At 70.5% G+C, this 13,213-nt stretch carries 7 protein-coding genes; 5 read left to right on the top strand and 2 right to left on the bottom strand.

What is annotated here, in order from left to right:
* Window positions 1-37 precede the first annotated feature (37 nt).
* Window positions 38-2,245, top strand: coding sequence for a DUF2723 domain-containing protein (locus tag G6O69_RS15110; RefSeq protein WP_172304204.1), 2,208 nt, complete (start codon window positions 38-40; stop codon window positions 2,243-2,245).
* 15 nt (window positions 2,246-2,260) lie between these two features.
* Here the strand turns inward: G6O69_RS15110 and G6O69_RS15115 are convergent, their stop codons facing one another.
* Window positions 2,261-2,647: a hypothetical protein gene (locus G6O69_RS15115; protein WP_172304205.1), complete on the bottom strand. Its 387-nt coding sequence runs from the start codon at window positions 2,645-2,647 to the stop codon at window positions 2,261-2,263.
* A gap of 104 nt (window positions 2,648-2,751) precedes the next feature.
* Between G6O69_RS15115 and G6O69_RS15120 the strand changes: the two genes are divergently transcribed.
* From G6O69_RS15120 to G6O69_RS15130, 3 genes are all read left to right on the top strand, one after another.
* A complete protein-coding gene (locus tag G6O69_RS15120) occupies window positions 2,752-3,474 on the top strand; it encodes a sulfotransferase family protein (protein ID WP_172304206.1) in 723 nt (240 codons plus the stop codon).
* A 187-nt stretch (window positions 3,475-3,661) separates the two neighbouring features.
* Entirely contained in the window at window positions 3,662-8,839 is a 5,178-nt protein-coding gene (locus G6O69_RS15125) for a LamG-like jellyroll fold domain-containing protein (RefSeq protein WP_172304207.1), read from the top strand.
* An 11-nt stretch (window positions 8,840-8,850) separates the two neighbouring features.
* Window positions 8,851-9,567, top strand: a complete 717-nt coding sequence (locus tag G6O69_RS15130; RefSeq protein ID WP_172304208.1) for a M12 family metallopeptidase — start codon at window positions 8,851-8,853, stop codon at window positions 9,565-9,567.
* On the opposite strand, the gene G6O69_RS15135 is transcribed toward G6O69_RS15130, so the two are convergent.
* The gene (locus tag G6O69_RS15135; protein WP_176396849.1) at window positions 9,564-11,744 is read right to left on the bottom strand and encodes a TIGR04551 family protein; all 2,181 of its coding nucleotides are present in this window, start codon (window positions 11,742-11,744) and stop codon (window positions 9,564-9,566) included. The genes G6O69_RS15130 and G6O69_RS15135 overlap by 4 nt on opposite strands.
* A gap of 159 nt (window positions 11,745-11,903) precedes the next feature.
* Between G6O69_RS15135 and nagZ the strand changes: the two genes are divergently transcribed.
* Window positions 11,904-13,022 (top strand): beta-N-acetylhexosaminidase, encoded by a 1,119-nt coding sequence (nagZ, locus tag G6O69_RS15140; RefSeq protein WP_172304210.1) that lies wholly within the window; start codon window positions 11,904-11,906, stop codon window positions 13,020-13,022.
* Window positions 13,023-13,213 lie beyond the last annotated feature (191 nt).

Here is a 13,213-nt window from a genome sequence, read left to right on the forward strand (position 1 = left end):
GGGCGCATCCAGGATTCTGTGGTGTACCCTGCGGGCGATGGACGGCGATCCCGAGGGAGAGGGAGAGGGAGAGGGTGCTGGGGGGGTTTTGGGGGTGCCGCATGGGCTGTGGCTGGGGTGGATCTGTTTTTTGTTCCTGGTTGTCGGGGCCTCGCCGGCGCACTTTTGGCTGGATTCGGGGGAGATCGCTGCGGCGGGGGCGGAGCTCGGGGTGATGCACCCGACGGGCGCGCCGGGCTATGTGCCGCTGCTGCATCTGGCGACGGCGCTGCCCTTTGGCTCGCTGGGCTTTCGCATGGCGCTGTGCTCGAGCGCGTGCATGGCGGGGGCGCTGGCGCTCACGATCTCGATCCTGGCGCGGCGGCGCGTGCACTGGGCGCTGCTGTGGGTGATCGGGCTGTGGCTTCCGCTGGGGCTGACCTTCGTGCGCCACGGCCGGGTGGTCGAGATCTACGCCTTCGCGGGGCTCTTGGTGATGGCGACGCTGTGGGGCTTCGATCCGGCGGTGGGGCAGGCGCGGCGAGTGTCGCGGCGCTGCGTGGGGGTGCTGGCGGCGGTGGTGGCGGCCTGGGGCTTTGGAGATCTGCGCCTGGCGCTGGCGCCTGCGGTGGCGCTGGCGTGGGTGCTCGACTGGCGGCGAGGCGAACCCTGGGCTCGCTGGGCGCCGCTTTGTGTCGCCCTGGGCTCGGCGGTGGTGGTGAGCCTACCGCTGGCGGCGACGCGCGGGCCGATGACGGACTGGGGGCACCCCGAGAGCCTGGCGGCGATCTGGGACCACGTGCAGGCCACGGCGATTCGCGAGAGCTTCGCGGTCAAGCTCCACGGCATGGGCCTGCGCGCCTACGCCCTGCACGCGCGGGCGAGCTTGGGCCGGCTGCTCGAGGACCTCGGGCCCTTTGGCGTGCTGATCGCCCTGGCGGCCGTGAGCTTCGGGCTCAGCCGCCCGCTCTCGGCCCTCGCCCGGGCCCGGGCGACCAAGGATCCCGAGGCGAAGCTGTCCCGCTTCGTCGATGACGACCACCGGCTGATGCGCTGGCTCGGGTGGATCGCGGCGGTCGAGCTGGTCTACGCCGTGGCCATCAACCCCATGGGCGGCCGGGATCGTCAGACGGGGCTGGCGCTGGGGCTGGTCGCGGCGGTGGCCCTGGGCCTTGGCGTGCACCGCTGGCTGATCCGCGACGGGCGTGCGCGGCTGGGCGCGCGCGGCTGGGTGGCGCTGCCGCTGCTGGCCTGCGCGCTGTGGATCCCCGCGGGCCTGGTCAGCGCCTCCGACATCGCGCTCACGCGCTCGTGGGCGCCGCACGAGTGGACCCACGAGGTGCTCGCGCGCACGCCCCAGGGCGCGCTCTTGCTCAGCCAGAGCGACGACCTCAGCGCGGGCCTGCTCGCCGCCCGGATCATCGAGGGCGCGCGCCCCGACGTGATCGCCCAGCCGGCCCAGCACCTCTACCGCGAGCCCACGCCCTGGCAGCTGCGCGAGCCTCGACGCGCGAGGATCCTGCGCGCGGCCAGGGGCGCGGACCCTGCCAGGGGCGACGCCGGGCGGCTGGTCGCGGTCTTCGAGGCCTGGGAGGGGCCGCTCGCCATCGAGTCGCCAGCGACGATGGTGCTCGGCGGCCTCGCGGTCCCCTCGCGCGATGGCTGGGGTGAGCCGCCGCTGTGGGTCGGCGAGCTCCCGCCGCCGCGCGACGCCCTGCCGCCGGGGGCTCGCCTGCCCAGCCAGGGCTCTGGCCGCGCCGGCGAGCTCCCCCCCGAGCTGCGCGCGGCCGTCGAGCGCTGGCACGGGCGCCTCGAGGCCCGCGGAGATCGCCGGCGCCTGGCCGACGCCATGTGCCTGTGGATCCAGGGCCGCTTCGCCTTCGCCCCGGACTCTCCGCTGCGCTGGCTCGAGGCCGAGGCTGGCTATCGCTTCGTGCTCGACGAGGTCGACGCCGAGCACCCGCGCGCGCTGATCGGCCTGGCGGCGGCGCGGGATCGCTTTGGCGCCACCGACGAGGCCATCGCCCTCACCCGCCGCGTGCTCGAGTTCGATCCCGAGCGCAGCACGGCGCTGACCAACCTCGCGCTCTATCTCTCGCGCGAGCCCGCGAGCCTGGGCGAGGCCCGGGAGCTCGCCGAGCTCGCCGTCGAGCTCGACGCGGACAAGCGCGTGGCCTGGAACCGGCTGATCCAGATCTGCCAGGCCCAGGGCGACCAGGCCTGCGTCACCCGGGCCGAGGCTGGCGCCAGCGCTGGCGCCAGCTAGCGAGAACCAGGGCGCTCAGGTGCCGGGGAGATCCTCGAAGTTCTTTTGCCCCTGCATCCGGCTGACCATTTTGTACATCTTCTCGAGGCGCTCGACCTCGAGCTCGGTCTTCTCGATCAGGTCGCTCATCTCGCGGTGGTCGACGCCGAGCTCGCGGGCTTTTTGGAGCTGCTCGAGGCCGGCCTTGGTCTTCTCGAGGCAGGTGCGGACGCGCTCGGCGTTGATCACCTGCTGGCCAGAGGCGCGGTCGAAGCCCAGCTTGCAGTCGCCGCGCTCGGCCTCGCCGAGCAGGCGCAGGCCCTCGGCGTAGTAGTCGTTCCCGCTCTCCTTGCAGGCGCTCGTGGCCATGGAGGCGAGGGCCAGGGCCGCGGTCAGGACCAAGGAGGGGGCGTGGGCGCGCATGGCACCAGCATGCCACAGCGAGCGGCGCGCACCCACGACCCTGTCACCGCGGCGCAGCGAGGCGGGTCGTCGCCCCGTCTCGGATGTGTGCCATCATTGCTGCGATGAGCCTACGCGTGATCGGAGCTGGGTTTGGTCGGACCGGGACCTTGAGCCTCAAGCACGCCCTGGAGACGCTCCTGGGCGGGCGCTGCTACCACATGATGGAGGTCATCGAGAACGGCCACGCGGACTTTTGGCTGCGCAAGGCTCGGGGCGAGGCGGTCGACTTCGAACAGGTCCTGGGCGACTACGTGGCCGCCGTCGACTGGCCGACGACGCGCTTTTACGCCGACCTCGCCGAGCGCTACCCCGAGGCCAAGGTCGTGCTCTCGGTCCGCGACCCGGGGCGCTGGTACGAGAGCGCCAAGGACTCGATCTTCGAGCTGTCCAAGATCGTCAGGCAGGCGCCGCAGACCTGGCTGACGCCGCTGAGCAGCAAGATGCGGGCGATGCCCGACATGGTCCACGCGGTCGTCTGGGACGGGGAGTTCGACGGGCGCTTCGCCGACCGCGACTACGCCATCTCCGTGTTCGAAGCGCACACCGAGGCCGTCAAGCGCACGATCCCGGCCGAGCGCCTGCTCGTCTACGAGATCCGCGACGGCTGGGAGCCGCTGTGCGAGTTCCTCGAGCTGCCCGTGCCGAGCGAGCCCATGCCCCGGGTCAACGACCGTGAGGCCATGCAAAAGCGCCTGCGGATCATGAAGGTCGTCGCCCACCTCGCGGCGCCCCTGACCTTGCCGCTGAGCCTCGCCCGCCGGGCGATGGGCGCGAGCTCGTCGTGAGGCGCGCCAAGTTTCCAGCGCTTCGTTCATGTCTCGCGCTCGCCTTCGTAGACTGGCGACGCCCCGTCGCACTGCGAGAACCGCAGGTGATGCCAGGATCGCATGAGCGATCGGCGTCGGACTTCGCCAAGTCACCAAGATAAAACACGAGCCAGGCGGCGGCACATCGCTTGCTAGCGTGGCTAGCATGGATCTCCAGTCTCGGATCGAAGCGTGCTCGAGCGGGCGCTCCTTCTCCCTGCGCGCCGACGAGCTCGGCGTCCGTTCGATCCAAACCACGATCCGCGGGCTGTGCGCCGACGGGATCTTGAAGATCGAGGACGCCGAGCTCTCCACCGACGACGACGGCACGGTCAGCGTCGCGGGGCAGGGCGCGCTCTTCGGCCAGATCAGCGTCGACCTGCGCGCCCGCTTCTTCGTCGACGGCGAGCTCACGGTGATGGTCCTCGCGGCCAGCAACTTCCCGACGGTCTGGACGCTGTCGTCGAGCTTTCCGGCCATGAAGGGCAGCTACCTCGACGGCTTCGGGCTCCGCCACCCGGTGATCACCATCGACAGCCGCGGGCAGGAGGCCGACTACGATCCCGAGCAGCCCCCGAGCTGGCGCCTGGCTCGCGACTTCCAGACCGACTTTGGGCTCGAGCCCGCCGACCAGGCCGTCTACGACACGGTGCTGCGCGGGCTGAGCTTCGCGGCCGAGGTCGACCTCGGGCCGCTGAACACGATGGCCTGGCTGCTCCAGGGCGAGCGCGCGAAGGTCGAGGGGCCGATGGAGCTGGTCGCCGGGGCGCCGCGGATGTGGTGCCGCTCCGAGACCCTCGGCGACGCCAGGCTCGGCGAGCTCGGCTTCCCGGCCTGCGTCGAACTCGTCAGCGTGCTCAGCCCCAAGCTCAAGTCCCAGTCCAAGTCCAAGTCCAAGTCCCTCGAGGTCCAGGCCCGGGCCTTCGTCCGAGTCAGCGCCACGGCGACCTACGGCGAGGGTGAGGACGCCTTCGAGCTGCCGATCGGCGCGCGCCTCGAGAGCCCCAAGCACGAGCAGATCACCTTCGACGTCGGGACCTCCGATCTCTCGGCGCTGGCCTTCGACGGCCTCGCCCGTGCCCTCGACGCCGGCGGCGTCCTCGATGAGATGGAGGGCGTGTTCCCGGCGCTCGATGACGTCGTGCTCGAGCGCGTCGGGCTGACGATCAACATGCGCACGCGGGGGCTGCTCGCCGTGGAGCTGCGCGTCGGGCTCGACGCGCGCATGGAGGTCATGGCGGACCGCCTCGCCTTCGAGGACTTCAGGCTCAGCTTCGTGATCACCAGCCCGGGCACGCGCATGTCTCGGGTCAGCGCCTGGGCGGAGTGCGCGGCCGAGTGCTTTGGCGCCCGCTTCCGGGGTCGCCTCAACCTCCCGAGCCTCGACTTCGGGATCTACCTCGACGAGGGCGAGGAGATCGACCTCGGCGCGATCGTCGAGGCGCTCGTGCCCGAGCTTCGCGGCCCGGACCTGGAGATCGAGCGCCTCGACGTCCTCGGCTGCGTGACGCCGGCCAGGTTCGCGATCTTCGCCGTCCTGGCCGGGGACTGGAGCATCCCGATCGGGGTCTCCAGCCTCACCCTCGAGCAGCTGTGGCTGCGCCTCGAGGTGTCGACCACGGCCACGCCCTCGGCCCAACTCGGCGGCGTGATCGACATCGGCGGGGTCGAGCTCGCCGCCGACTGGAGGATCCCCGGCAGCCTCATGCTCGAGGCCCGCGTCCCCGAGCTCAGCTTGCTAGCGACGACCGAGACCCTGCTCGGCAAGCAGACCCTGAAGTCGCTGCCCTTCCCGACCGCGATGCTCGACGCCTCGCTCGAGGACGTGGTCGTGACCGCCGACCTCGAGCGCCGGTCCTTCTCCCTGGGCGCGACGGCGCCGGGCCTCGGCCGGCCCGAGCTCTTCGTCGAGAAGCCCGAGGGCGCCGGCTGGGGGATGGGCCTGGGGCTGACCCTCGACTCGAGCTTCAAGCTCTCGAGCATCGACGACAGCCTCGCGCTGCTCGACGGCCTGAGCATCGCCAACGCCTACATCCTGCTGTCGTCCTTCAGCCCGCGGGCCCTCGGGATGCCCGGTCAGCCCGCGGGCTCGGGCACGGTCCAGCGCGGCGTGAACTTCTACCTCCCGGTCGCGCTCTCGGCCTCGGGCGCGCTCGCCCCCCTCGCCAAGGTCATCGGGGACGACGGCGCCTCGCTGATGCTGCGCGGTGCCCTGACCAGCGAGGGCTGCGCCCTCGAGGCCACGATGGCCGGCTTCGAGGTCGCCAAGGGCGTGAGCTTCGAGAGCGCCGGCTTCCGGCTGGGCTTCGAAAAGGACGGCGACGTAGCGATGGCCGTGTTCGGTCGGGTCGCCGTCGAGCTGCGAGACAAGCTGCTCTTCGACGCCCGCATGACCGTCGAGGCCACGGGCATGATGCTCGCGGCGACGATGACGGGGACCTGGACGAAGGCCTTCGGGATCGAGGGCTTCACCCTCGCCGACGTGGCCCTGAGCGTGGGCGTGAGCGTGTCGGGCCTGCCGAGCGTGGGCCTGGCCGGCGCGGCGAAGATGGGCGGCTTCGAGGGCTCCTTCGCCGTGCTCATCAACTCGATCGACCCCGCCGAGAGCGTGCTCTCGCTGCGCTTCAACGAGCTGACCCTCGGGACCTTCTTGAAGGCGGCGATCGCCCCCGCCGCGCGCAAGAAGCTGCCCAAGCAGCTGATCTCGCTGTTCGACTCGGGCTTTCGCGACGTCGACATCTACATCTGCCCGGAGAGCACCTACATCGGCTCGCTCTACTATCAGCAGGGCTTCCGCTTCAAGGCCAAGATCGAGATCATGGGCTGGAACGCGCAGATCGACGCGAGCGCCGACTGGTCCAAGGGCATCAAGCTCGAGGGTAGCGCCGAGCCGCTGCGCCTGGCTAGGATCGGCAAGTCGAAGGTCTACGTGCTCGAGATCACCGCGGCCGACAGCGCGAAGTTGTTCGCCGATCTCGAGCGCAAGTCGAAGGGCTCGCCGAACGCCTTCGCCCTCCCGGCCACGCAGGCCAAGACGTCCGCCAAGAAGGGCGCCAAGCAGGCCAAGAAGGTCGCCAAGCAAGCCGCCAAGCAGGCCGAGCCCAACGCGACCGCCCAGGCCAAGGCCCAGGTCCCCCGCGTGGCCCTCGGCGGCCTCATCCTCGAGGGTCGCAAGAAGACCGCCGCCCGTGTCGAGCGCGGCGACTTCGAGCTCGCCGCCGGCTCGGCCCTGACCGCCGAGCTGTGGGTCAAGATCAAGGCGCCGGGCAAGGGGGAGAGGGGCGTCGCCGCCTTGCTCTTGCACCTCGGAAGCTCGCCCAAGGCCGGGCGGATGGTCCTGCGGCTGACGGCCGCCGGGAAGCTGCTGTGGATCGTCGGCAAGGGCAAGGGCGAGCGCATCGAGGCCCCCTTTGGCAAGCGCTACGATCGCTGGATCCACCTCGCCGTGACCTGCGGCGGCAAGGCCCGCGAGGCGCTGGGCCTGTGGATCGACGGGGAGCGCGTGGCCACGGCCACGCCAGCGGGCGCCTTCGCCCCGACCTTGAAGGGGCTCGCGCTCGGGGGCAACAAGGCCAACTATCGCGTTCAGGTCGCCCAGCTGCGCGTGTGGTCCAAGCTCCGCACCGAGGTCGATCTCCGCCTCGATCGCTACAAGCGCCTCGACGCCGACGAGCCCGGCGTGATCGCGGCCTACAGCCTCGACGCGGGCGAGGGCTTCAGGCTCAGCCGGGCCAAGCCCGCGCCGACCCGTGAGGCCCCGCCTGGAGATCCGGCCTACGCGCTGCTGCTCACGGGCATCGACGCGCGGGGCAAGGCCGCCCGCGCACCCAAGACCAAGGGGCTCGCGCTCAATGGCGAGCTGACCATCGAGGCCTGGATCAAGCCCGAGGGTCGGGGCAAGGCCGCGGCGATCGTGTCCAAGGATCCAGCCGGCGACTTCAGCTTCGAGATCGACGCTGCGGGGACGCTCTGCTTCGCGCAGGGAGGCGGTCCGTCGAAGCTGGCCAAGCCGTCCAAGCGACCGCCGAGCCCGGCTCAGCTCGCCAAGCTGGCTCAGCAGGCCAGGGCCGCCGGCCCCGAGCTGGTCAGCGCGGGCCCGGCGGGTCGGGTCACGCCGGGGCAGTGGCAGCACGTCGCGGTCAGCCGCAAGGGCAAGACCCTGACCTTCTTCCTCGACGGCCGCGCCGTGGGCAAGGCCAAGCTTCGCGGCGCCGCCGTGGCCACGGGCCAGGGCGTCGGCGTCGGCGCCCGGCCGCGCAACGCCGCGGGCTTTCGAGGCGCGATCGCGGAGGTCCGGATCTGGGAGCGGGCCCGCAGCCCCGAGGACATCCGCGGCCACGCCCGCCGCGAGCTCACCGGCGGCGAGGCCGGGCTGCTCGCCTACTGGCCCGCCGACGAGGGCGCCGGCGCGCGCGTGCAGGACTTTGGCGCGGGCGGCCGGGACTTGGTGTGGAAGCCGGCGACCTGGGAGGGCGCGGCCCTCTACGCGCCCGGGGTCGATCGCCGAGCCGAGGCCCGCAGCGCCGTGGTCGAGCAGCGCGCCAAAGACGGCGAGCCCGTCCCTGTCACCCGGTCCGCGGCCCTCGGCGGCCCGCAGATCCGCGCCAGCCTCAGCCTCTACGAGACCCCCAGCTTCATGCTCTCGGCCCGCGTGGCGCTGCTGGGCTTCTTCGAGGAGCAGGTCCTGATCGAGGCCGGCAAGTCGGGCATGAAGTTCGCCCTCTCGCGCAAGACCGGGGCGGTCAGCTCGCAGCTGGCCTGCACCGTCGACGACAAGGGCTTCAAGGCCAAGGGCAGCATCAAGCTGGCGATCAAGCTCAACTTGAAGCTCGACATCCCGGGCACCAAGACGAGCCTCGGGCGCATCAAGCTCGACACGAGCCTCGGCGGCAGCGTCGACCTGCTGATCACCGCGCGGGTCTTCAAGCTGACGCTCACGGGGACCTTCAAGTGGGAGGGCACGACCCTGAAATTCCCCAAGCTGATCATCTCGACGCCGCTCCCGGACATGAAGTCCCTGACCAGCCACGCGCTGCAGGCCATCGAGGACGGCGCCGAGCAGATCTTCGGGGACGTCCTCGGCGGCCTCGACGACGTCGCCGAGGCCGTCGAGAAGGGGTGGCTCGCCGTCGAGTCCGGGGCCGATGACTTCGCCAAGGGCATCGCCAAGGCCTACGGCGCCGGGCCCAAGGAGGTCGAGAAGCTGATGAAGAGCGCCGGCTTCGCGCCCAAGGACATCGAGAAGGCCTTCAATGGCCTCGGCAAGGAGTTCGAGAAGTTCGGCAAGAACATCGGCAAGGAGGCCGAGAAGTTCGGCAAGACCATCGGCGGTCTGTTTTCCTAGGAGAGAGCACCATGAACGTGTGGATTCGGAGTCAAAAAAAACACTGGCGTAGGGGCGTGCCCTGCGTGATCGAGGCGCAGTCCTACGACAGCGCGAGGTTCACGGAGAACAACCTCATGGCGATGCTCCACAGCTTCAACGTCAGCGTCGGCCTCGACCTGTGGTTCCCGCGGGACGACGAGGAGGACTACGTCGTGTTCCGGTACACGGGCGGAGGTGGCGGAGGTGCGTCTCCCGTCGGTCGTCAGGGCGGGCCCCAGATCCTCTCCTACGACGAACACTGCTTGTTCCACGAGATGGGCCACTGCCTCGGCCTTGGCCACCAGCACTACTTCGCCCGCTGCAAGCTCGGAAAATACCTCCAGGGCGTCGACCACGAGGACTGGAACAACCACGCCAACGGGGCTCGGAGCTTCTTCAACGAGAGCGACGGCAATTACAACAACGCCTCGGTGATGTGCTACCGGCTCACGGCCTTCGCCAATTCACCGGCGATCCAGGCGGCCCTCCAGAACAAGACCGTCGACATCAAGGGCGACAGCAAACCCAAGCATCAGCGCTCGTCCAGCAGCGGCGATAAGGCGAAGGGGAAGGCGATCAAGACCACGATGGAGGACGTCCGGCTGATCCAGTCGATGGCCCGCGCGAAAGGCAGCGACGACATGACCCTGCACGCCAGCGACGTGCGCAAGATCCAGGAGCTCTGCGCGGAGGCGAGCCCGCTCTAGAACCGGATGCCCAGCTGCGCCTGGACGGTCTGGACCGCCTTGGCGTCGAGGCGCTCGGTCGTCGCGTCCGCGCCGGAGCCGGAGGTGACGATGGGCTCGAAGCCGCCGAAGGGGAACATCACGCCGTACTGGAGCTGGATGAAGATCGGGTCGTCGACGTCGTGGTAGCGGGCCGAGCCGGCCAGCTCGAGGCCCCAGATCGACTTGTCGCCGGCGAGGGTGCCGCGGCTGTCGTAGGCGCCGGCGAACTCGATGTCCGCGCGGGCGCTGAAGTTGTTCTGGAAGAAGTAGAAGGCCAGCCAGGGCTTGACGTAGGCCGCGTTCGACACGGTCCCGAGCAGCTCCTTGAAGAGCAGCAGGTCCTGGACGTAGGCGGGGTTGAAGCGGAAGGCCGAGAGCGTGCTCGGCGAGCCGTCGCTGAGCGTCCCCATGGAGCTGGTGTCGTTGGGGAAGGCCGAGGCGTAGTTCAGGGCCGTGGGCGGCGAGCTGTCGCCGGTCGCCATGCCGTGGTCGACGCCGATGTGGAAGCGGTCGTTGAACAGGCCGTACTTGAACTCGAGCGCGTAGCCGAACTGGATCACCCGGGTGAGCTCGTCGGCGAGCGCGGTCTCGATGATCTCGTCGAAGTCGGTGCTCGTGCGGTCCTCGTCGAGGTCGCGGTGGCGGAAGCTGCCGAACACGCCGGCGGCCTCGAGCTCGACCCGCATGGTCCGCCAGTTGATGCGCAGCCACAGGTCGGGGGTCAGCAGCCAGCCGCGGCGCTGGACCAGCGAGTAGGCGTAGTTCTCGAGGCCGCTGTCGCCGTCGTCGTCGTAGCCGCCGTTGCCCAGGGACACGCCGGCGTGGGACAGGCCGCTGGGGTCGACCTCGGAGTCGACGGTGGCGTTGCCGCCCAGGCCGTCGCCGATGCCGGGGGTGCCGATGGCGCGATCGAGGGTCTGCCAGCGGAACCAGGACTTGAAGCCGTAGTTGACCACGGGCAGGCCGCTCGACAGCTTGCGCTGGAGCATGCCGGGGTCGTCGCGGCGCTCGAGGAAGATGCTGAACTGGCGGACGTCGTCGTACTTCTCGGCCGAGAAGGCCTGGGCGACGAGGTTGCCCGAGTCCCACTCGGCGCCGAGCAGCTGGGCCGTGGTCGGGCCACTGGACGCCCAGTCGTAGCTCACGCCGAAGGTCAGGGCGTTGCGCTTGTCGGGGCCGAAGTCGAAGGTCAGCTTGACCGAGTCGACGGAGTCACCGTAGTCGGTGTCGACCATGCGCACGATGTCGGCGTGCTCGCCGCGATCGTAGCCGTTGCCGTCGTTATAGAAGATGCCCATACCCCAGTGGTTGGGCATGCGGCCGGCCTCGAGGGTCATGCCGAAGCCGAAGCGAATCTCGCCCCAGGCGCGCTTGACCGTGATGCTGTCGGTCAGCGAGTTCACGCCCTGGGTGGGCGCGGCCATCGAGCGGGTGAACAGGCTGACGGGCGCCCAGGGGTTCTCGGCGGCGAAGCCCTGGGGGGTGCTGCCGAGCACCAGGTTGTCGAGCAGGTCGACCTGGGCGTGGACCTTGACCGTGTCGGTGACGTGGATCGTGGGCTCGAGGCGCAGGCGGAGGTTGGCGCTCGAGGTGCCGCGGCGACGGGCGCAGCGCTGGCTGATCTTCGTCGCGCTCACTCCGGCGGAGCTCAGCTGCTGGTAGCAGCTGGCGTCGTTGGACGAGAGGTCGCCCTCGTCGTTGAGCTCGGCGGTCTCGGCCGGAGGGATGAAGAACTTGTTGGTCTCGGTGTCGAGATCGTCGTAGTCGAGGTTGAGGTCCAGGCGGTGGAAGTAGTCCGCGCGCATGCGGAAGTAGCCGTGGAGCTCGAAGAGCTGGACCTTGCGCCGACCCTCGGGCTGCGCCGGGACCGGGACGACCGGGGCGAGGGCGCCCTTGTCCTTGGGCGCGGCCTCGGCCGGGCCGTCTTCACTGTCGCCGCCGCCGGGCGGGCCGCCTGGGCCACCCGGGCCGGCTTGGCCGCCGGGCATGGCACCCGAGCCGGTCCCCCCCATCGGCGGGGCGGCCCAGGCCGTCGCCGAGAGGCCCAATCCGAGGCCCAATCCAAGGCCAGTTGCGACGCCGAGGCCGAGGGTCGATCCCAAGATCGGACCCAAGACAGAGGTCGCGAAGCACAGTGGTCGCCGAGGAGTGGGCATGAAAGCGGGGCACGATAGCCAGCGTCCGATGACCCGTCAACGCCGGGCCTGGAGCTCGTTTAGAGGCTTTAGGTGCAAATTGCGCCAGGATTGGGGGCGCCCTGGGGGTGCGCGATCGCGGCAGCGCACGCGGCCCTCGGCTTGGCGTACCCTGGCCCGATGAGCGCCCAGTGGCACCCCGGCCAGCTGCTCTTCGTCGGCTTCCCGGGTCGCACGATCCCCCCAGACCTCGCGGCCTGCATCCGCGAAGGTCGCGTCGGCGGGGTGATCTTGTTCAAGCGCAACGTCGGCGAGCCCAGCGAGGTCCGCGAGCTGGTCCGTGAGCTCCACGCGCTGGCCCCCGCGGACGCGCCGCTGACCGTGGCCGTGGACCAGGAGGGCGGCCGGGTCCAACGCCTGCGAGATCCCTGGACCGAGTGGCCGCCGATGCGCGCCCTGGGCTCGCGCAGCGTGGCGGACACGGCCCGCTTCGCCGCGGCCATGGCCCTCGAGCTGCTCGACTGCGGCTTCGACCTCGACTTCGCGCCGGTGGTCGACGTCGACAGCAACCCCGACAACCCAGTGATCGGCGACCGCAGCTTCGCCCGCGACGCGGCTCGGGTCTCGGCTCACGCCACCGCCTTCATCCAGGCCATGCAGGGCAAAGGCCTGGCCGCCTGCGCCAAGCACTTCCCCGGTCACGGCGACACGGATCTCGACAGCCACCTCGCGCTGCCGCGCCTCGACCACGGCCGCGAGCGCCTCGATCGCGTCGAGCTCCCGCCCTTTCGCGCGGCGGTCGAAGCTGGCGTGGCCAGCGTGATGACGGCCCACGTGCTCTACCCGCGCCTCGACCCCAAGCGCCCGGCCACGCTCTCCCCCGAGGTCATGGGGGTGCTGCGCGACGAGCTCGGCTACGACGGCCTGGTGCTCTCCGACGACATCGAGATGCGGGCCGTCGCGGATCACTTCTCCGTCGAGGCGCGCAGCCTCGGGGCGCTGCGCGCAGGCGTCGACGTGATCTTGGCCTGCTCCGCGGCGGACCTGCGCGAAGAGGTGATCGCCAAGCTCGAGGCGGCCCCGGACGCGCTGGTCGAGGACGCGCTGCGTCGCGTGGTCGCGTTCAAGGCCCGCTTTCAGGCTCCGGCGGTCGTGCCCCTGAGCGAGCTCGGGCCGCCCTTTGCGAGCCACCGGGCCCTGGCCGAGTCCCTGCGGGTGCCGGCGAGCGAGGACCCGGGGACTGATCCAGCTGATCCAGCTGATCCAGCTGATCTAATCGATCCCACCGAGCGCGACTGAGCTGCGGCTCGTGCATCACGCGTCTTCGTGAGTGGTGGCGCGGCCCAGGTCGCGCGGCTGGTCGTCCGTTTTCGTGAGGATCTGTATCGCGCGTTTCGCTCGCAGACGCTTTGGATCACAGATCGGCTGTAGCGACTTCAAAACGAGATTTCGAGCGCTCACGAGGAGGCGCGCGCGTGGAGGGGGGCGAC

It is taken from the genome of Pseudenhygromyxa sp. WMMC2535 (genome assembly GCF_011083025.2).